The organism is Burkholderia sp. MSHR3999 (genome assembly GCF_000833595.1).
Lineage (GTDB): Bacteria > Pseudomonadota > Gammaproteobacteria > Burkholderiales > Burkholderiaceae > Burkholderia > Burkholderia ubonensis.
In genome coordinates, this window is the sequence record NZ_JRFO01000005.1 from 682,971 (window position 1) to 701,177 (window position 18,207).

The 18,207-nt window shown below is 71.9% G+C and carries 23 protein-coding genes; 6 read left to right on the top strand and 17 right to left on the bottom strand.

From position 1 onward, the window contains the following. The 6 genes from KY49_RS16580 (at position 1) to KY49_RS34580 (ending at position 4,530) form a co-directional block, all read left to right on the top strand. Positions 1-924, top strand: a complete 924-nt coding sequence (locus KY49_RS16580; protein WP_042585680.1) for a branched-chain amino acid ABC transporter permease — start codon at positions 1-3, stop codon at positions 922-924. Then, the gene (locus tag KY49_RS16585; RefSeq protein WP_042585681.1) at positions 921-1,895 is read left to right on the top strand and encodes a branched-chain amino acid ABC transporter permease; all 975 of its coding nucleotides are present in this window, start codon (positions 921-923) and stop codon (positions 1,893-1,895) included. The genes KY49_RS16580 and KY49_RS16585 overlap by 4 nt, the downstream gene beginning before the upstream one ends. Continuing rightward, the gene (locus tag KY49_RS16590) at positions 1,892-2,335 is read left to right on the top strand and encodes a FixH family protein (RefSeq protein ID WP_042585682.1); all 444 of its coding nucleotides are present in this window, start codon (positions 1,892-1,894) and stop codon (positions 2,333-2,335) included. Before KY49_RS16585 ends, KY49_RS16590 begins: the two co-directional genes overlap by 4 nt. Positions 2,336-2,550: 215 nt before the next feature. Then, a complete protein-coding gene (locus KY49_RS16595; RefSeq protein ID WP_231636450.1) occupies positions 2,551-3,720 on the top strand; it encodes an MFS transporter in 1,170 nt (389 codons plus the stop codon). Next, complete coding sequence (locus KY49_RS38170) at positions 3,717-3,881, top strand: hypothetical protein (RefSeq protein ID WP_176728151.1); 165 nt, start codon at positions 3,717-3,719, stop codon at positions 3,879-3,881. Before KY49_RS16595 ends, KY49_RS38170 begins: the two co-directional genes overlap by 4 nt. A gap of 82 nt (positions 3,882-3,963) precedes the next feature. After that, complete coding sequence (locus KY49_RS34580) at positions 3,964-4,530, top strand: hypothetical protein (RefSeq protein ID WP_052495736.1); 567 nt, start codon at positions 3,964-3,966, stop codon at positions 4,528-4,530. Between the two features lie 248 nt (positions 4,531-4,778). Here KY49_RS34580 and KY49_RS37400 read toward each other — a convergent pair whose 3' ends face one another. From KY49_RS37400 to KY49_RS16680, 17 genes are all read right to left on the bottom strand, one after another. Next, complete coding sequence (locus tag KY49_RS37400; RefSeq protein ID WP_156162549.1) at positions 4,779-5,486, bottom strand: hypothetical protein; 708 nt, start codon at positions 5,484-5,486, stop codon at positions 4,779-4,781. A gap of 119 nt (positions 5,487-5,605) precedes the next feature. Next, positions 5,606-6,328, bottom strand: a complete 723-nt coding sequence (locus KY49_RS16605) for a hypothetical protein (RefSeq protein ID WP_042585877.1) — start codon at positions 6,326-6,328, stop codon at positions 5,606-5,608. Positions 6,329-6,336: 8 nt separating this feature from the next. Beyond that, entirely contained in the window at positions 6,337-6,630 is a 294-nt protein-coding gene (locus tag KY49_RS16610) for an acyl carrier protein (protein ID WP_042585878.1), read from the bottom strand. 49 nt (positions 6,631-6,679) lie between these two features. Then, entirely contained in the window at positions 6,680-7,144 is a 465-nt protein-coding gene (locus KY49_RS16615; protein WP_042585683.1) for a 3-hydroxyacyl-ACP dehydratase FabZ family protein, read from the bottom strand. Continuing rightward, entirely contained in the window at positions 7,141-7,578 is a 438-nt protein-coding gene (locus tag KY49_RS16620) for an acyl-CoA thioesterase (protein ID WP_042585684.1), read from the bottom strand. Before KY49_RS16620 ends, KY49_RS16615 begins: the two co-directional genes overlap by 4 nt. Positions 7,579-7,627: 49 nt before the next feature. Continuing rightward, positions 7,628-8,374 carry an SDR family NAD(P)-dependent oxidoreductase gene (locus KY49_RS16625; protein WP_042585685.1) on the bottom strand — a complete coding sequence of 249 codons (747 nt, stop codon included), beginning with the start codon at positions 8,372-8,374 and terminating at the stop codon, positions 7,628-7,630. Continuing rightward, a complete protein-coding gene (locus KY49_RS16630; RefSeq protein ID WP_042585686.1) occupies positions 8,371-9,540 on the bottom strand; it encodes an acyl-CoA dehydrogenase family protein in 1,170 nt (389 codons plus the stop codon). Before KY49_RS16630 ends, KY49_RS16625 begins: the two co-directional genes overlap by 4 nt. Before the next feature lie 37 nt (positions 9,541-9,577). Continuing rightward, positions 9,578-10,507: a diiron oxygenase gene (locus KY49_RS16635; RefSeq protein ID WP_042585687.1), complete on the bottom strand. Its 930-nt coding sequence runs from the start codon at positions 10,505-10,507 to the stop codon at positions 9,578-9,580. 26 nt (positions 10,508-10,533) lie between these two features. Beyond that, positions 10,534-11,259, bottom strand: a complete 726-nt coding sequence (locus KY49_RS16640) for a TenA family transcriptional regulator (protein ID WP_042585688.1) — start codon at positions 11,257-11,259, stop codon at positions 10,534-10,536. Positions 11,260-11,265: 6 nt separating this feature from the next. Continuing rightward, the gene (locus tag KY49_RS16645) at positions 11,266-12,225 is read right to left on the bottom strand and encodes an alpha/beta fold hydrolase (RefSeq protein ID WP_042585689.1); all 960 of its coding nucleotides are present in this window, start codon (positions 12,223-12,225) and stop codon (positions 11,266-11,268) included. 4 nt (positions 12,226-12,229) lie between these two features. Further along, positions 12,230-13,150: a beta-ketoacyl synthase N-terminal-like domain-containing protein gene (locus tag KY49_RS16650; protein WP_082062400.1), complete on the bottom strand. Its 921-nt coding sequence runs from the start codon at positions 13,148-13,150 to the stop codon at positions 12,230-12,232. After that, a complete protein-coding gene (locus tag KY49_RS16655; protein ID WP_042585691.1) occupies positions 13,147-14,364 on the bottom strand; it encodes a beta-ketoacyl synthase N-terminal-like domain-containing protein in 1,218 nt (405 codons plus the stop codon). Before KY49_RS16655 ends, KY49_RS16650 begins: the two co-directional genes overlap by 4 nt. After that, positions 14,361-14,660, bottom strand: coding sequence for an acyl carrier protein (locus KY49_RS16660; protein WP_156162550.1), 300 nt, complete (start codon positions 14,658-14,660; stop codon positions 14,361-14,363). Before KY49_RS16660 ends, KY49_RS16655 begins: the two co-directional genes overlap by 4 nt. Positions 14,661-14,696: 36 nt before the next feature. After that, a complete protein-coding gene (locus KY49_RS16665; RefSeq protein ID WP_042585693.1) occupies positions 14,697-16,139 on the bottom strand; it encodes an MFS transporter in 1,443 nt (480 codons plus the stop codon). A gap of 16 nt (positions 16,140-16,155) precedes the next feature. Next, on the bottom strand, positions 16,156-16,491 hold the full coding sequence (gene fdxA, locus KY49_RS16670) for a ferredoxin FdxA (protein WP_042585694.1): 336 nt from the start codon (positions 16,489-16,491) through the stop codon (positions 16,156-16,158). Positions 16,492-16,536: 45 nt separating this feature from the next. Continuing rightward, on the bottom strand, positions 16,537-17,643 hold the full coding sequence (locus KY49_RS16675; protein ID WP_052495737.1) for a C45 family autoproteolytic acyltransferase/hydolase: 1,107 nt from the start codon (positions 17,641-17,643) through the stop codon (positions 16,537-16,539). Continuing rightward, positions 17,618-18,205 (bottom strand): GNAT family N-acetyltransferase, encoded by a 588-nt coding sequence (locus KY49_RS16680; RefSeq protein WP_042585695.1) that lies wholly within the window; start codon positions 18,203-18,205, stop codon positions 17,618-17,620. The genes KY49_RS16675 and KY49_RS16680 overlap by 26 nt, the downstream gene beginning before the upstream one ends. Positions 18,206-18,207 lie beyond the last annotated feature (2 nt).

The window sequence follows — 18,207 nt, forward strand, 5'->3', positions numbered from 1 at the left end:
ATGAGCGCGCTGCCGTTCGACGCCCTCGCGCTCGGCGCATCGTATGCGCTGCTCGCGTCGGGCTTCACGCTCGTGTTCGGCGTGCTGCGGCGCGTGAACCTCGCGTACGGCGCGACCGTGATGTTCGGGCTGTACGCCGCGATCTGGCTGACGGCGCCGCTGCCGCCCGTCGCCGCGCTGGTCGCCGCGCCGCTCGTCGCGGTGGCGGCGACGCTCGTCGCGAACCTGTACGTCGAGCGCCTGTGCTTCGCGCCGCATCGCGGCGGCGCGAAGGTCGGCGCCAATGTCACCGCGATGGCCGCCAGCTTCGCCGTGTGGATGCAGGTCGAGGAAGCGAGCGCGCTGCTGCTGCCCGCGCACGCGAACCCGTTCCCGTCGCCGTTCGCGCGGCTGCCGGCCGCGTGGCAGGCCGGCCCGCTGCGCGCGGACCACGCGATCGCGCTCGGCTGCGCCGCGCTCGCGACGCTCGGCTGCTGGCTGCTGATCCACCGGACCCGGTTCGGCCTCGCGGTGCGCGCGGTCGTCGACGACGCCGCGGCCGCCGCGTTCATGGGCGTCGACGTGCGCCGCGTGTCGGCGCGGGTGTTCGCGCTCGCGGCGGCGCTCGGCGCGCTCGGCGGCTGCCTGATCGCCGGCCTCCACGGCCAGGTGAGCGCGATGTTCGCGATGTGGGCGACGCTCAAGGGGCTCGCCGCCGCGGTGCTCGGCGGCTTCGGCTCGATGCCGGGCGCGATCGCGGGCGGGCTCGCGCTCGGCGCGGTCGAGACGGTGCTGCAGGCCCGCGTCGGCGCCGAATACCGCGATCTCGCGTCGAACCTGCTGCTGCTCGCGGTGCTGTGCGTGCGGCCCGGCGGGCTCGCGTCGCTCATGCCCGGCACCCGCGCGCGCGCCGCGCTGCCCGGCCGCGCGGAGGCCGGCCCATGACGCTGCTCGCGAACTTCGGGCTGCTGGCGTTTCTCGCGCTGTCCGCGTACGTGCTCGCGATCGGCGGCGACTGGTCGTTCGGCCAGCAGGCGCCGTTCGCGCTCGGCGCGTATGCGGGCGCGGCGGCGACGGTGCTCCTCGCGTGGCCGCTCGCGGCCGCGCTCGCGCTCGCGGCGGCGGTCGGCGTCGCCGCCGGGCTCGTGCTGCGCGCGCTCACGCTGCGGCTGCACGCGCTCGGCTTCTCGCTCGCGACGCTCGCGGCCGCCGAAACGGTGCGCCAGGCGCTGGCGGTCGTGCGCGTGCAGCGGTCCGGCGCGGACGGCGAGCCGGTCGGCCCGAACGGCGCCGAAGGCTTCGCCGGCATCCGCTACGTGTTCGAGCACGGGATGACGCCCGCCGACGTCGCGCTCGTCGTGTGGAGCGTGCTCGCGCTCGTGTTCGCCGGGCTCGTCGCGCTCGAACGCACGCGCTTCGGCCGCGCGCTGCGGATGACCGGCGAGGACCCGGCGCTGGCCGGCGCGCTCGGCATCGACGTGCGGCGCACGAAGCTCGGCGCGGCGGCGCTCGCGGGCGGGATCGCGGCGCTCGGCGGCGCGCTGTACGCGCACTGCAACACCTATGTCGAGCCGGACAACTTCGACGTGATGCTCGGCATCCACGGGCTGTCGTACGCGCTGATCGGCGGGCTCGGCGCGCCGCTCGGGGCGTTCGCGGGCGTCGCCGTCGATCTCGGCCTGCTCGAGGGCAGCCGGCTGTTTCACGGCTACCGGATGATCGTGTTCGGCGGGCTCGTCGCGGTGATCCTCGTCGCGCGCCCGCGCGGGCTGATCGATGAAGCCCTCGTCGCGAAGCTGTGCGGGTGGAATGCAATGCGTATTCGGCGCGTGATGCGCGTCTTTTCCCTCTCGCCGCTGCTGCTGCCGCGCCGCTTGCGCCGCCGCGCGGCGCGACGCCAACCGGAACAAACATGACCCTTCCGCATTCCTGCCTCGCCGCCGCCCGGTGGCCGCTGCGCCGTGCGCGCGCGCTGTCGACGATCGTCGTGCTGGCGGCCGCCCTCCCCGCCGCACACGCCGCGGCTCCCGACGCGCGGATCGCGTGCAAGCCGGCCGGCGCCGCGTCGGCCTACGACTGCACAATCGATCTTGCCGATCCGCGCACGCACGCGCCCGTCGACGGCGCGCGCTTCACGGTGACGGCCGACATGCCGTCGATGCCGATGGCGCACAACATCACGCCAGTCGATCCGATGCCCGGCGGCCAGCCGGGGCGCTACCGCGCACGGCTCGCGCTGGAAATGGACGGCGTGTGGCTCGTGAAGCTGACGTTCAGCGCGCCGGTGCGCGACCGCGTGGTGCGCAAGCTGCGCTTCGACGGCGGCGGCGGCGGCAGCGGCGGCAGCGCCGGCTGACCCCGGCCCACCGTCTCGCATGCGCGCCGTGCATGCGAAGCCGCCTGAAGAGTCACTTGAGGGAACGGTCCGGCCGGCGCTCTAATAGCCGAACGGTCGTCGCCTGCGTGCGACGCACGCATGAAAGTGTCCAACAGAAGAAGGAGACGACGGTGATCGGACCTGAAGAGGCGTGGAAGCGCCGCTGGCTGCTCGTGATCGCGGGCGGCATCGTGATGGGCGCGGCGCTCGGCGTGCGCAACGTGCAGGGGCTGTTCCTGATGCCGGTCACGCTCGACCGCGGCTGGTCGCGCGAAGCGTTCGGCCTCGCGCTCGCGCTGCAGAACCTGCTGTGGGGCGTCGCGCAGCCGTTCACGGGGATGATCGCCGACCGTTTCGGGTCCGCGCGGGTCATCTTCGTCGGGGCGGTGCTGTATGCGCTCGGCCTGCTCGTGATGGCATACGCGGCGACTACGGGCGTCTACACGCTCGGCACCGGCGTGCTGGTCGGGGTGGCGCTGTCGGGCACCGCGTTCGGCGCGGTGTACGGTGCGCTGTCGCGGCTCTTCGCGGCGGACAAGCGCGGCTGGGCGCTCGGCGTCGCCGGCACGATCGGCGGGCTCGGCCAGTTCTGCATGGTGCCGCTCGCGCAGGGGATGATCGGCGGGCTCGGCTGGGTGTCGGCGATCGTCGTGCTCGCGGTCGTGATGCTCGCGACCGCGCCGCTCGCCGGCTGGCTGCGCGATCGCCCGGTCACCCACGGCGCCGAGGGCGGCCACGACCAGACGATCCGCGCGGCCATGACGGAAGCGCTGTCGCATCGCGGCTTCTGGCTGCTCAATATCGGCTTTCTCGCGTGCGGCTTCCAGCTCGCGTTCATCGCCGCGCACTTGCCCGCGTACCTGCTCGACAAGGGCATGACCGCGCGCGAGGCGAGCATCGCGCTCGCGACGATCGCGCTCGCCAACACCGTCGGCACATTCCTGTGCGGCTACGCGGGCGGCTTCCTGCGGCGCAAGTACCTGCTGGCGGGCATCTACTTCGTCCGCTCCGCTGCGATGGCGCTGTTCGTGCTCCTGCCGCTCACGCAGGCGAGCCTTTACGTGTTCTCGTTCGTGATGGGACTCATCTGGCTCGGCACGGTGCCGCTGACGAACGGCGTGGTGTCGCAGGTGTTCGGCGTGCGCTACATCACGACGCTGTTCGGCCTCGTGTTCTTCGGCCATCAACTCGGCAGCTTCTTCGGCGTGTGGCTCGGCGGCGTCGTGTACGACACGACCCGCTCGTACGACCTGCTGTGGTACGGCTCGATCGCGCTCGGCGTGATCGCCGGGCTGCTGCACCTGCCGATCAACGACCGGCGCGTCGCGCGGCTCGCCGTGCCGGCGGCGGCCCAGCCCGCATGAGTACCGCACTGCATCCCGGCCGCGCGGCCCGCACGATGCGCATCGCGCGCGTCGGGGCCGTGTGGATCGGCCTGCTCGCGCTCGTCGCGTGGAGCTTCGCCGGCTACCTGACGCCGTCCGCGCTCCTGTCGCTGCTCACCGGCTTCTCGCTCTGCGGGTGACGCCCATGACGCCTGCCTCCGCGCTTCCCTCCTCGCTTCCGGCCAGGCTCGACGCCGCGGCGCGCGCGCGCGTTCGGTCGACGTGCGCGCCGCGACGTTTCCCGACGACGAGGAAATCGTGCAGGACCTGCTGCTCGAATACGAAATGGCGCTGCTGCGGCACGGCGTGACGATGCCGCGGCTCGGCGCGGAGCTGACGTCGCTGCCGGGGCCGTATGCGCCGCCGTACGGCGCGGTGTACGTCGCGCGGGTCGACGGGACGCCGCTCGGGTGCGCGGCCGTTGCTGCTATCGCGGCCGACGGCGGGCCCGCGAGCCCGCGCGAGATCCGCCGGCTGTACGTGCGCGACGGCGCGCACGCCGCCGACGTGCTTGGCGCGCTGCTGGCGCGGATCGCCGCGCTGGCCGAACTGGACGGCTGCGCGGCCGTGCGCTGCGCGGTGTTTCCCGATCTCGACGCGCGCCACGCGACGTTCGCCCGCCACGGATTCACGGTGTGCGGAATGGACGGCCCGCCGCCGGACGGCATGCGCGTGCCGCCGCGGCTGCGGGTCGCGACGCTCGAACGCCCGTGCGCGCCGGCGCGTGCCGCGCAATGGCGCGCGCTGCTGCGGCGCGTGCTGATGCGCGGCGAGCCGGGGCGGATGTAGTGGTATTTAGCGGAGAAGCGCGGTCAGCATCAACCGATGCCGCATCATTATCGATAATTGCGCGAGTTGCCGTACGTGAATTCGACGCAAAGTCACACCGAATCGGGACCCGGCCGTAACCGGGTCCCTTTGCTTAACCACCCCAAGAGCACGGCACGCTCAACACTGCGCGGGAATATACCATTCCGGTTTGCATTGGAATTGATGGAGGGCAGTTAGTGTCGCGGCGTTCGGCAGCGTTACGGCGACTACTGAGAAATGCCTACCACGGTTGTCTGGGCAAATCGAACCAGATTGGCAATTGGCACAGTAGAAGGCCCGCCCTTGGGGTTACCTAAAGCGACCCAGAATGTATACGTGCCAGCAGCGATCCAGGGAATATTGACCGTATATTGGTTACCAGGATGTTCACAATCCACCATGTGAGCATTGGGTTCATCGCCGGCGCTCACCCAAAGGCATGCATATTCGGCAACCGGTTTGGCGCGCGATTCATCCCATGTCCAGCGCAGCGTCGTCGAGCCCGTCCCATTTTGCGGAACACTGACCTGTTGAGGAGATGCCGATACGCTGCCTACCGGCGGCGGGCAATTGAAGAGGCAAAAAGGACCCGTGCCTGGATTCCAGTATGGCGTTGCTCCAAAATAAGGCCCCTGATAGTTTTGCCGAGGATAGGAACCAAGCGCCTGATCGAGTTCGGCTTGTTGCGCGGCATCCAGTTTAAAGCTCCCCTTTTTGCCACTATCGCTTGATATATTGTTCGCAGCGACTTCGGATGTTTGAAATAATTCCGCGGCAATCACCGGCTCGACCGCTACGCCAACGCCGAACGCAAACAAAATCACACCCATACGCACCGATTTCATAAGAATCTCCTTGTTGAATTTTTCACTGCATATGAAGAAGACTTCGACCGCATGATGCGACTGGAAGCTAGCAAAATTGTCAGATAACAAACACGATCCTGACGAATTGATTATATGATTTAATCATGAAACCGGAAATTGCGACGATGAACCGTATATTTGTCGCGATACACGAAAGCAGCATTTGAATATCGGATTTTCACCGGCCTTCAAACGTTGTTCTCCGCAAAACCGATGCCGATCGGCACCACCATGCCCGCAAGCGGCAGGTCGTCGCGCGCGATCCACGCGGTGAGCGCGGCCGCGACGCACGCCGCGGGCGACGGCCGGAACCGCAGCGCGAACGCCTTCAGGCCGTCGCGCGCCGCGTGCCACGCGTCCGGGGCCGCCGCCTCGGCCACCGGCTGCAGGTGCGCGACGTTCACGCGCACGCCGAAGCGCAGCATCTCCTTGCCGAGACTCTTCAGCGCGGCGTGCCGCGCGCGCACGTCGATCGGCAGCGCGCCGGGCGTGGTGTCCAGGTAATAGCCGACGCTGTCGTCCTGCGTCAGCGCCCAGATCTGCGCGCCGTCGCCGCGCCGCAGCGCGAGCGCCGACGCCGCCTGCAGCGTCGCGAGAAACGCGTCGAGCCGCGTTTCGACGCCTTCCGCGAGCGCGTCGAACGGATCGACCTCCGGGGCACCCGTGCCCGCGCGCGCATCGCGCGGCTGGCCGAACACGATCCGGTCGAACGGGCCGTGCGCATCGTTCCAGTCGTCGAGCGCGGCGGCCGGATCGGCCGCGCGCACAACCTGCACGCCCGGCGCGTCCGGCCAGTCCGCCGCACCGCCGTCCGCTTCATCCACGACATGCGCGACGACCCGCAGCCCGGCTTCGGCGAGGCTCGCGCAAAGCGCGCGCTCGATCGGGCCGTGCGCATCGATCACCAGCACCCGCGCGCTCAAGCCGTGACCTGCGGCAGATGGTCGAGCACGAGGCTCGCGAGGCCGCCGACGCTGTTGCGCGGCCCGTCGATCAATTGCCGGTTCAGCACCGGCAGCTTCACGCCGAAGCGGCGCTCGAGCGCCACCTGCAGATCGAGCACGTCGAGCGAATCGAGCGCGAGCCCGTTGTCGAGCAGCGCGGTCTCCACGCCGATCGATTCCGGCGCCACGCCCGCCGCCGATTCGAGCGCCGGCAGCAGCTCCGTCCTGATCACGTCGATCACCTGATTCTTCGTCCAAGGCTGGCTCATGTGCGTCTCCATTCGGGTTGAAGGCCCGGCGCAAGCCGGGCGGATTGCGTTACTGCGTCAGGTAAATCGTCACGCTCGCGCTCATGCAGCGCACGCCGCCGCGCAGCACGGTCGCGTCGAACGTCGCGATGCCGCCCGCGCGCGGCAGCGCGCCGTCAGGCCCCGCGCGCACGTGCGCCTCGATCGCCTGCGCGGGCCGCACCGGCTGCGCGAAGCGCGCGTTGCGCACGCCGACGAGATGGCAGCGCGCCTCGCCGCCCGCGAGATGGCCGACGAGCAGGTTGGCCGTCTGCGCAACGAACTCGATCAGCACGACGCCCGGCACCAGCGGATCGCCGGGAAAATGCCCGGCGAACCACGGCTCGTCGGGCGCGAAGGTTCGATGCCCGACGATCGCGAGCCCGTCCGCCGCGACCTGCGCGCGCTCGACGAACAGGAACGGCGGCCGGTGCGGCAGGCAGCGCAGCACGTCGGCGGCGGCGAGCGTGAAGCCCGCTTCGGTCGCGGCCGTCATGCCGGCGCACCCGCGCGCTTCGCCGCATACGGCGCGAGGCAGTCGATCAGCGCGGGCGGATGCGGCACCGCGCATCGCGTCGCGCGATCGACGGCGACCATCTCGATCGTGACCTGCGCGATCGGCGCGCCGTCGCGCGCGACGTCGGTCACCCACACCGAGCGCGACACCGACACGCTCGCGATCCGCGCGCGCAGCGTCAGCCGATCCTCGAGCCACGCGCTCGCGTGATACACGGCCTCGACGCGGCGCACGATGAACAGCGCGCCGTCGTCCGCGAGCCGCGCGAACGAATAGCCGGCCGCGCGCATCAGCCGGTTGCGCGCGCGCTCCGCCATCTCGATGTAGCGCGCGTGATAGACAATGCCGCCCGCGTCGGTGTCCGCGTAGCCCACTTCGTAGTCGAGCGTCGTGTCGTCTTCGTCTGTCCGCATGGTGCGTGTCCGTTGTCAGGTTGAACCCGATGAAGACCCGTCGTCCGGGTCACCGGTTGAAGCCGCCGTCGACGCGCAGCGTCGTGCCGTGCACGTAGCCGGGCTCGAGCAGGAACTGCACGGCCCGCGCGACCTCGTCCGCGCGACCGACCCGCTTCGCCGCGCTGCCGCCGACGATGTGCGCGGTCATCGCGGGCGTGAGCGACGCGATCATGTCGGTGTCGATGAAGCCCGGCGCGACCGCGTTCGCCGCGAGCCCGGCGCCGGCGTAGCGGCGCGCGAGCCACTGCGTGAAGCCGATCAGCCCGCCCTTGCTCGCCGCGTACGCGACCTGCCCTTCCTTGCCGACGACGCCGCCGAGCGACGCGACGTTGACGACCGCCGGCCGCGCCGACTTCAGCAGGTGCGGCAGCGCCGCGCCGGTCGTGCGGATCGCGCCGAGCAGGTTGGTGCGCAGCACGTTCGCGCCGCGCTCGCGCGGCAGCGTGACGAACGGCGCGTCGTCGACGATGCCCGCGTTGTTGACGAGCGCGTCGAGGCGACCGAAGCGCGCGACGACGTCGGCGACGAGCCGGCGCACCGCGTCCGGCTCGGTCACGTCCGCCTGCAGCACCGCATGCTCGACGCCCGCGCGCGCCAGCGCTTCGGCGAGCCGCGCGCCGGCCGCCGCATCGCCGCGATACGACGCCGCCACGCGCCAGCCGGCCGCCGCGAGCCGGCGCACGATCGCGAGCCCGATGCCGCGCGTGCCGCCGGTGACCAGCACGGCGCGCCCGTCGCCCGCCCCCGCGCTCATTGGCGCGGCCGCGAGACGCTGCCCGCGATCACGATCTTCTGGATCTCCGACGTGCCTTCGTAGATGCGCAGCGCGCGCACCTGCCGATACAGCTGCTCGGGGGTCGAGCCGGCGACGAGGCCGGCCGCGCCGAACAGTTGCACGGTGTCGTCGACGACCTGCGCGACGCCGTCGGTCGCGAACAGCTTCGCCATGCTCGCGTGCGCGGCGACGTCGGCTGCGCCCGTGTCGAACTCCCACGCCGCGCGCGCGACGAGCAGCGCGGCGGCGTCGGCGAAGGTCGCCATCCCGGCCAGCTTGTCGACGGTGAACTGCTGCTGGATCAGCTTGCCGCCCGCGACCGCGCGCTGGCGCGACCAGTCGAGCGACGCGGCGAGCGCGCGGCGCGCGAAGCCGAGCGCGGTCGCGCCGACCGTCACGCGATACAGGTTCAGGATTTCCATCGCATAGCGGAAGCCCGCACCGGACGCGCCGATCAGCGCGTCGGCGGGCAGCGCGACGCCGTCGAACGTCAGGCTCGCGAACGCGCGCGGCGCGACCAGCTCGATCCCGCTCGCCGCGAGCCCCGGCGTCGCGGCGGGCGCCGACAGGAAGCTCAGGCCGAGCCCGCCGGGGCCGTCGCCGGTGCGCAGCAGCACCGCGTGGTGCGTCGCGATCGTGCCGTTCGACACCCAGGTCTTGCGGCCGTTGACCGCATAGCCGTCCGGCGTGCGCTCGGCGGCCGCCGTGAGCGCGGCGAGGTTCGAGCCGGCGTCGGGCTCGGACAGCGCGAGCGAGCCGACCGCGGTGCCGTCGCGCAACGCGCCGAGCCATGCGGCCTGCTGCGCGCCCGAGCCGAACCACGCGATCGGCGCGGCCGCGAGGCCCTGGATCGCGAACGCGAAGTCGACGAGATCGTCGAGATACGACAGCGCCTCGCGAATCAGGCACAGGCTGCGCACGTCGGGCCGCGTGCGGCCCGGCGCCGGATCGACCGCGTAGCGCAGCCAGCCGTGCTCGCCGAGCACGCGCGCATAGACGCGGCCGCGCTCGGACGGGCTCAGATGCGCGTATTCGCGCGGCAGGTATGCGTGCGCGTCGACCCACGCTTCGAGGTCGGCGGCCAGTGTGCGGTGCGCGGCGTCGTAGAACGGCAGGTTCAGGATCGAGGCATCGAAGATCTTCATGTGGCTCCCGAATGGGCGGAGTGGTCAGCGGCGCGCGTCACGCGAATGCCGGCGGCGCGGCGATGCCGAGCTCGTCGAACAGGCTGCGCAGCGTCGCGTAGTCGCGGTTCAGCTTCACGCCGCGCGTGCGCGCGTCGAGCCGCGCGAGCATCCGCTCGCGGCCCGGCACGTCGAGGAACGCGAGGATCGACGCCCACGCGCTCGCATCGGGCGTCGTGTACACGTCGAGCGCGGCGGCGATCTCGTCGCGGAACGCCTGCTGCCCGGCGGGGTCGAGCGCGCGGTACACCGACGCCACGATCTCGTGGAACGCGGTGCTGTGCGCGGCCTCGTCGCGGCGGTGCATGTCGGTGTTGATGCGGTTCAGCGGCTGGATCGTCATGTCGCTCGACACCTGCGTCAGGTACGCGTTGATCGACATCTCGGCGATCGACGCATACGCGAGCCGCACGATCGCCGCGCGGCGCGCGTCGTCGCCCACCTGCGCGAGCCGCGCGCGCTGCCCGGCGCCGACCAGCGGCTCGGGCAGCACGTAGCCGTCGAGCGCATGGCGCTCGCGTGCGCAGTGGCAGACGTCGACACACATCAGGATGTGGAACTGCTCGTCGACCTGGATCTGCGCGAGCACCTGCTTGAGGCGCGGGTCGCCGGCGCCCGGCAGCCGGCCCTTCAGCAGCAGGCTGCACAGCGGCTGAACGATCTCGTCCTCGAGATACATCGCCTTCTCGTTGTACGCGACCCACGCGGCGCCGAGAAAGCGCCGCTTCCGCGCGTCGGCCAGGCCCGCGAAATCCTCGTCGTCCCAGAACGGCACCATCGACACCGGGAATTCCGGAATCCCGTCGTCGCAGTACTGCGTCAGGTCGAGCCGTTCCTGGCGCACGGCCACGCGGTGGTTCCAGCTCGCCGCGAGGCGTTCGACGACTTTCTGCGTGAAGCTCGCATCGTGATTGAGCGTCGTGTACATGTGTCGGTCTCCGTGAAAGGCAGCCATCACGCGAGCACGAGCGGGCCGTATACGCGGCGGCCTTGCGCGTCGCCGCGCCGCGCGAAGCCCGTCTCGATCGAATCGAAGAACGCCAGGCGCGCGTCGACGAGCGCGTAGCCCGCGCTCAGCATCGCCGGAATCCGCCCGGGGTCGCGCTGCGCGATGTCGACCATGATGTCGCGCATCGTCTCCGCGTGGCCGTCGTCGCATTCGACGTGGAGGTGGAAGAACGCGAGCGCCGGCGCGGCGACGCCGTGCCGCTCGAAGCCCTTGATGATGTCCGCGTAGACGGCCGGCACCAGCGCCTCCGCGCCAAGACACAGCGCGGCGAGGCCGCGCGACGCGTCCGGGTGGCGGCAATGGTCGAACATCGCGTCGATCAGCCTGCGCGTGCCGATCAGCGGCTGCGCGCCGTCGGTCGTCAGCCCGAAGTGCTCGAGCATCGCGCGGTAGACGAGGCTGTGCGGCGTCTCGCTGTCGTCGGTGAGGCCGAGCTCCTCGCACAGGTTGCCCGCGAGCTTCAGCACGTCCGCGTTGTCCGGCAGGTTCGCCATCAGCGCGCACAGATAGCGCGTGAAGTAGCTGCCGTAGAGGCCCTGCTGGACGAGGAACAGCTTCAGCTCGTCGAGCGGCACGTCGCCCGCGCGGCAGCGCGCGAGAAACGAATGATCGCGAATCCGGCCGACGAGATCGGCCTTCGCTTCTTCCAGCACGGTGAGATGCATCTTCATTGCCCATCACTCCTTGTCAGAAAGTCGTTCGCCCGCGGGCCGGCCCGCGCCGTCCAGGAACGCCGCAACCCGTTCCTGCAGGGCCCGGCTCGTGTACACGCCGAAGTGGCCGGCGTCGTCGATCGTCTCGAGCGTCGCGCCGGGCAGCGCCTGCGCGACGCCGCGCGACGTCGCGGCATGAATCACGTCGTCGCGCGCGCCGTGCAGCACCCGCGCGGGCAGCGCGAGGCGGCCGAGCCGCGCCGCCCAGTCCTCGCGCAGGCACGCGGCCTGCATCCGCGCATAGCGGCAGATCGAATCGTCGTCGCCGAACGGCAGCGCGTTCAGCGTCGAAAGCTGGTAGTCGAGCGAGCCGTCGTCGACGCGCCGCGCCTGGCTCAGCAGCACGCGCACGAGCGCCGCGTGCTTCGCGCCGGCTTCCGCGATGCGCGCCCACAGCGGCAGCACCGTCTTCTGGTAGAGCGTCTTGTCCGCGACGCCCGCGATTTCGAGCGACGGGCTCACGATCGCGAGACGGTCGGCGGCCAGCACGCGCTCGTCGAGCGCGTACGCGGCGACGTTCGCGCCCGAGCAGTACGCGACGAGCGCCGCGACGCGCACGCGCGCGCCGGCGAGCGCGGCGAGCACGTCGGCCGCGTCCCGCGCATGGCGCGCGAGCGACAGGTCGGACGCATCGCCGCGCGCATCGGGCAACCCGCGCGATTCCCACGTGATCACGCGGCAGCGATCGGCGAGCCGCGCGACGAGCGGCGCGACGAACACGGCGGATACGCCGAGCGCATTGACGACGAGCACCGTCGGCGCATCGCGGTCGCCCGCGTCGAACGCGGCGAGCGGTACGCCGTCGCTCGCAGTCACGACGTGCGGCGTCAGCGCGTCGAGCGGGCGCAGTGCGTCGAACGCGCGCAGCCGCGCATCGAGGTACGGCAGCGCCGCACGCACGCGCAGATCGATGAGGTCGGCCATCGAGTCACTCCCTGACCGGTTGGTTGTCGACGATCACGCACGTGGCGAGCGCGCCGAGCCCTTTCACGACGAGCGCGTGCAGCCCCGGCCGCCATGCGCCGGCGAGACCTTCGGCAAGCGCGACCGGCGCGCTCGCCGCGAGCCGGTCGATCGTGCCGGGCGCGCCCGGGCGCACGACGTGCACCGCCGGCGCCGTATCGGCCGGCGCGCCGGGCAGCGCGGCCGCGACGAGCGCCGGGAAGCCGCGCGCGTGCGCCGCGTCGAACGCGTCGGCGTCGAACGCCTGCTGCGACCAGCCGACGATCCGGCCGAGATCGCCCGCGCGCGCCGCGCCGGCCGCGAGCCATACGACGCCCGCACCCGGATGGAGCGCCTGCGCGTCGCGCAGCGGCGCGTCGGCGCGCGCGACGTAGCGGGCGCTCGGCAGGTCGAAGCCGCCCGCGCACACCGCGTCCGCGTGGCCGGCCGCGAGCTGCCGGCACGCGCCGACGATCGCGTCGAGGCCGGCCTGGTAGCCGAGGAAGGTCAGGTTCGGGCCGCGCCAGTCGAACAGCGATGCGACGATCGCGGCGGTCGCGTTCGGCAGGCCCGCCGCGTACCACGACGGCGTCACCTGCTCAAAGCCTTCCGCGCGCACGGTGCCGACGCATTGCTCGGCGACGTCGATCGCGCCGAACAGCGTGCCGAAGCTCACGCCGATCCGGCCGGCGGGCGTCGCGCGGTCGGCGTCGTCGAGCGCGGCGCGCAGCCGCTCGGCGGCGGCAAGCGTCATCCGCGCCTTCAGCGGCAGCGGGCCGACCTTGCGCGAGCGGCGCTCGGCATGCAGATGCGCGTCGGTCAGCACGCCGTCGGCGGCGGGCACGATCGCGGCGGCCGCCGCGATCCGGAACGCGCGGCGGGGCGCGCGAGGCATCAAGGCAGTCATGCGCGGGCCTCCTGATGGGCGCGCGCGGCGTCGGCGACGACCATCACGCAGTTGTTGCCGCCGAAGCCGAACGCGTTGACGAGCACGCTGTCGCCCGCCAGCGGCAGGCCGTCGCCGTCGGCGATGCGCACGTCGCCGAGCGCGTCGTCGCGCACGGCGAGGTTCGCGGTCGGCGGCAAGCGCCGCCGCGCGAGCGCAAGCGCCGCGGCAACGAGCGAGAACGTGCCGGCCGCCGCCTGCGGGTGGCCGAGCGTCGACTTGATCGACGTGACGGGCGGCAGCGCGTCACGGCCGTAGGTGTCGGCAAACGCGCGGCGCAGCGCGGCGATTTCGGCGCCGTCGTTGGTCGGCGTGCCGGTGCCGTGCGCGAACACGCCGCCGAGCGCGTCCGCGCGCACGCCGCTCGCGGCGAGCGCGGCGGCGATCGTGCGCGCGACGCCGTCGATGTCCGGCGCGGTCGCGTGCGCCGCGTCGCAGCCCGCCGCATGGCCGGTCACGACGGCCCGGATCGGCGCGCCGCGCGCGAGCGCCGCGTCGAGCGGTTCGACGCACACGCAGGCGACGCCCTCGGACAGCACCACGCCCTGCCGGTCCCCGCTGAACGGCCGGCACCGGTCGCGCGTCGCGACGCGCAGCCCGTTGAAGCCGCAGATCGTGTATTCGAGCAGCACGTCGACGCCGCCCGCGATCATCACGTCGGCTTCGCCGGCCGCGAGCGCGTCGATCGCGAGCGCCGGCGCGAGCAGCCCCGACGAGCAGGCGGTCGACAGCACCGCGAGCGGGCCGCGCCAGCGGCCGTCGCGGCCCGGCAGCAACGCGCTCGCATCGAGATCCGCCGCGCCGGCCGCGCCGCTGCCGGGCGCGTCGACGAGCACGTTCTCCGCGACCTCGACGCCGGCCGTCGTCGTGCCGAGCATGCAGCCGATTCGCAGCCCGCCCGCGCCGACGAGCCGCGCGTCGGCCAACGCCTGCCGGATCGCGTGGCGCGCAAGCGCGGCCGCGCGGTTCTCGACGCCGGTCGCACCCGGCTCGAGCGTGCGCCAGACCGCCTCGGGCACCGCGATCACGTTGTCCGCCGGATAGCCGGCCAGCGGCCGCTTCGGCCACGGCCCGTTCAGCACCGCGCGCGTCTCCAGCGCGCGCCACAGCGCGTCCGGCGTCGCGCCGGCCGGCGACAGCACGCCGAAGCCGGTGATGGCGATCGGCGTGCTCATCGCGCGCCCTTTCCCGCGTCGCGGGCGGCCAGGATGCCGTCCGCGAGCGAGCCGAGCGTCAGCCCGACCAGCAGCTCGGGCGGGAACTCGATCGCATGGCGCGCCTGGCAGCTTACGATCAGGTCGATCAGCTCGACCGACGTAAGGCCCGCGTCGGCGAGCGGCAGGTCGGCATCGAGCGTGGCCGGCGCGACGTTCAGCGTCGCCGCGACCATCGCGCGCAGTTCGTCGATCAGTTGCACCCGCAACTGTTCTGGTGCGACGTCGGTTTCGAGGATCAACGGTTGGTCGTTCACGAATCGGTCCTTGTGGTTCGTCAGCGTTCGGGGAAATCAGGCCGGCGTGCGCACGGTGGCGAGCCGCAGCGAGCACGCGATCGCGACGAGTGCGAGCGCGCCGATCGCGAACGTCACGTCGGCGATCGCGCGCGCGGACGCCAGATGCGCGCCGGGCGCCGCGACCGCGAGGTAGATCGCGCCGAGCGCGGCAACCCCGATCACGATCGACAGCTGCACCGACGTCGTGACGAGCCCGCTCAGCGCGGGCGCGTGCTGCGGCGCGGTGCGCTGCGCCATCTGGTTGACGGTGGTGCCGAACGTGAGCCCGTGGCTCGCGCCCGCGCAGAACAGCAGCGGCACCATCACCGCGGCAACCCAGCCGGCGTGGCGCGCGGTCATGCCGAACGCGAGGTTCGCGGCCGCCATCGCGATCAACGCGACCGCCGGCGTGAAGCGCAGCAGGCGCGCGGGCAGCTTCGACCAGCTCACGTTCGAGATGCCGAAGCCGAATGCATACGCGGCGAACACGAAACCCGAGATCATCGGCGAGAAGCCGAGGCCGGTCTGCAGGTACAGCGCGCACGCGAACAGCCAGCCGCCGTAGCCGATGAAGCCGATCGACACGACCGCGAGCCCGGGCCGGATGCCGGTGGCGAGCACCGCGTCGAGGCTGAGCAGCGGGCTGCCGCCGCGCAGCGCGAGCGCACGCTCGAAACGCAGGAAAGTCGCGATGCCGATGACGCCCGCCGCGAGCGACGCCCATACCCACGCGGGCCAGCCGACGTCGTGGCCGAACGTGAGCGGCACGACGATCAGCAGCATCGCGCCCGTCAGCAGCGCGACGCCGGCCAGGTCGAGCTTGCGCCGCTCGGGCCCGGCGAGCGCCGGCAGCACCGAGCGCGCGCTCGCAAGCAGCACGATGCCGATCGGCACGTTGATCAGGAACGCGGGCCGCCACGACAGCCCCGCGAAATCGGCGGTGATGATCACGCCGCCGAGCGCCTGGCCGGCGGTCGAGCCGAGGCCGAGGATCATCGAGTAGTAGCCGATCGCGCGGGCCCGCGCGGGCCCCTCGAAGCTGCGCTGGATCAACGACATCACCTGCGGCACCAGCATCGCGGCGCCGACGCCCTGCGCGATGCGCCCGACGATCAGCAGCCACGTGCCCGGCGCGACGCCGCATGCGAGCGACGACACCGTGAAGATCGCGAGCCCGGTCACGAACAGCCGGCGGTAGCCGTAATCATCGCCGAGCCGCGCGCCCGTGATCAGGAACACCGCATACGCGAGGATGTAGCCCGCGACGACGAGCTGCAGCAGCGCGCCCGAGATGCCCAGGTCCGCGCGCAGCGCGGGTGCCGCGACGTTCACGATCGACGTGTCCATCGCGGCCATCCCCTGCCCGATCAGCAGCAGCGGCAGCATCCGGCGGTGCGGCGCCGCGCGTTCAGGTGTTGCCGGCAAGACGCCGGCCCCGTTGATACCAGCATTCGACATGAAAAATCCTGGTTGCTTACGCGATCACGTCGCGCTTGAGTTGTCGAAACTTGCCCTCGACATCCTTCCACTGCGCCGCGTCGGGCAGCGCCGGCTTGCGGATCGTGAGGGTCGGCCAGCTTTGCGCGAGCTCGCGGTTCAGGCTCGCGTAATGCACTTGATCCGCGTCGAGCGCGACGTCCTGGCGGATCGCGCCGACCGGGCATTCCGGTTCGCAGACGCCGCAGTCGATGCATTCGTCCGGATCGATGACGAGAAAATTCTCGCCCTCGTGGAAACAGTCGACGGGGCACACCTCGACGCAATCGGTGTGCTTGCAGTTGATGCAGTTCTCGGTGACGACGTAGGCCATCGCGGTTCTCCGGTGGGGACGGGATTCAGTAGCGGGTTCACGACCTCAGTGTCGTGACGTGGGCGGCGTGGGCGGCACACCCGGCCGACCGCGCACGTGCAGCGCGCGCCGCGCGGGAAACATCGCGACGGACGCGACCGTGCACTCGCGCCGCACGTCGCCCGTCGGCGCGACCTCGATCGGCGGCTCGCCGAGCAGCGCGAGACAGGCCGCCGCATCCGCGTCGTCCGGCAGGCGCGCGAGCCCGGCGCGGCAGGCGTCCAGCCGGCGCAGCGACGACGTGCGCGCGAACGGGTTCAGCGCGTCGCCGGCCGCGAAGGCCGGATGCAGGAAGTGATTCGCGTGCGCATGCTCGGCGCCTTCGATCACGACGAGGTCGTCGGGCAGGGTCTCGACCGTCACGACGCGCCGCGCGTCGGCGATCGTCAGCGCGCGCGAGCTGGCGCGCGGCAGCCGGCGCAGCGTGTCCACGCATTCGTCGACGCTCGCGCAGGTGTCGAGCAGATGGCGGATCGCCAGGTAGCCGGGAATGCCGGGCCGCCATGCGCCGCCGAGCACGAGGTTCAGGCCGATCGCGACGCCGTGGCCGTTGATCCCCAGATAGCCGAGCAGCCCGGTGAAGCTGACGAGCGCGACCTGCGCGCCCGCGTCGGGCGCGATCTCCAGCACGCTCAGCTCGCCCGCCATGTCGCCGTTCAGGTCGATGGTCTGCGCGACCACCGCCTGCCCGTTCGCATGCCGCGCGAAGGTCGTGCAGTCGCCGCGCGCGGGCATCCGCTGGAAGCCCGTCAACTCGCGCCGCAGTTGCAGCAGGTACGCATCCTCGAGCGTGATGCCCGCGCCTTCCGCGAGCCCGTGCACCTCTTCCGCGAGATCGGGCAGCGCGCGCTCGATCACGCGCGCATGGTTCGCGACGAGCGGCGCGAGCTCGCGCAGCCGCGCGTGGGTGACGAGCGGCGCGAGCCGCGCGATGCGATCGGTCAGGAACCGGCCGATCGCATCGCGCAGCGCCGCGCCGTGCCGGCGGCCGATCTCGCGGCGGCTGCCCGCGAGCCGCACGCGGCGCGCCGGGTCGACGTCGGCGTCGATCGCGAACGGCGCGTCGTGCGGCGCGCGCGCCGCCGGCTCAACGAAAGCGGGTTGCACGGACATCGGGCCACTCCGCCTTGAGGATGCTGTAGTAGATCGCGTCGCGACGGCGGCCACCCGGCATGACGTTGAAGCTGCGCATCACGCCTTCTTCGGTCGCGCCGATCGCCTTCAGCCCCGCGCGCGCCCGCGCGTTCAGCACGTCGGTCTTGAACTCGACGCGCTCGCAGCCCAGCTCGCCGAACGCGTAGTCGAGCAGCAGCCCTTTCGTCGCGCGGTTCACGCGGGTGCCGCGATACGGCGCGCCGAGCCACGACCAGCCGATCTCGATGCGGCGGTCGGCCGGCGCGAGGTTGCCGAACGCGGTCGTGCCCGCGAAGCGGCCGCTCGCCTTGTCGATGATCGCGAACACGATCCGCGTGCCCGCGAGCGAATCCGCGATCGCGCGCTCGAGGAACGCGACGAGGCCCGGCTCGTCGTGCACGACCGACACCATGTAGGTCCAGCTGTCCGGGTCGTAGGCGATCTGCGCGAAGCCGGCCTTGTCGTCGATGCCGATGCGGCGCAGCTTCACGACGTCGTTCTCGAGCGTCGCGTTCAGGAGGTTCGGAATGTTCCAGCTCATCA

Coding starts and splice junctions, on each gene's coding strand:
- KY49_RS16580 (WP_042585680.1), top strand. CDS start 1: ATGAGCGCGCTGCCGTTCGACGCCCTCGCGCTCGGCGCATCGTATGCG.
- KY49_RS16585 (WP_042585681.1), top strand. CDS start 921: ATGACGCTGCTCGCGAACTTCGGGCTGCTGGCGTTTCTCGCGCTGTCC.
- KY49_RS16590 (WP_042585682.1), top strand. CDS start 1,892: ATGACCCTTCCGCATTCCTGCCTCGCCGCCGCCCGGTGGCCGCTGCGC.
- KY49_RS16595 (WP_231636450.1), top strand. CDS start 2,551: ATGGGCGCGGCGCTCGGCGTGCGCAACGTGCAGGGGCTGTTCCTGATG.
- KY49_RS38170 (WP_176728151.1), top strand. CDS start 3,717: ATGAGTACCGCACTGCATCCCGGCCGCGCGGCCCGCACGATGCGCATC.
- KY49_RS16610 (WP_042585878.1), bottom strand. CDS start 6,630: ATGAGCCAGCCTTGGACGAAGAATCAGGTGATCGACGTGATCAGGACG.
- KY49_RS16615 (WP_042585683.1), bottom strand. CDS start 7,144: ATGACGGCCGCGACCGAAGCGGGCTTCACGCTCGCCGCCGCCGACGTG.
- KY49_RS16620 (WP_042585684.1), bottom strand. CDS start 7,578: ATGCGGACAGACGAAGACGACACGACGCTCGACTACGAAGTGGGCTAC.
- KY49_RS16625 (WP_042585685.1), bottom strand. CDS start 8,374: ATGAGCGCGGGGGCGGGCGACGGGCGCGCCGTGCTGGTCACCGGCGGC.
- KY49_RS16630 (WP_042585686.1), bottom strand. CDS start 9,540: ATGAAGATCTTCGATGCCTCGATCCTGAACCTGCCGTTCTACGACGCC.
- KY49_RS16635 (WP_042585687.1), bottom strand. CDS start 10,507: ATGTACACGACGCTCAATCACGATGCGAGCTTCACGCAGAAAGTCGTC.
- KY49_RS16640 (WP_042585688.1), bottom strand. CDS start 11,259: ATGAAGATGCATCTCACCGTGCTGGAAGAAGCGAAGGCCGATCTCGTC.
- KY49_RS16645 (WP_042585689.1), bottom strand. CDS start 12,225: ATGGCCGACCTCATCGATCTGCGCGTGCGTGCGGCGCTGCCGTACCTC.
- KY49_RS16650 (WP_082062400.1), bottom strand. CDS start 13,150: ATGACTGCCTTGATGCCTCGCGCGCCCCGCCGCGCGTTCCGGATCGCG.
- KY49_RS16655 (WP_042585691.1), bottom strand. CDS start 14,364: ATGAGCACGCCGATCGCCATCACCGGCTTCGGCGTGCTGTCGCCGGCC.
- KY49_RS16665 (WP_042585693.1), bottom strand. CDS start 16,139: ATGTCGAATGCTGGTATCAACGGGGCCGGCGTCTTGCCGGCAACACCT.
- fdxA (WP_042585694.1), bottom strand. CDS start 16,491: ATGGCCTACGTCGTCACCGAGAACTGCATCAACTGCAAGCACACCGAT.
- KY49_RS16675 (WP_052495737.1), bottom strand. CDS start 17,643: ATGTCCGTGCAACCCGCTTTCGTTGAGCCGGCGGCGCGCGCGCCGCAC.
- KY49_RS16680 (WP_042585695.1), bottom strand. CDS start 18,205: ATGAGCTGGAACATTCCGAACCTCCTGAACGCGACGCTCGAGAACGAC.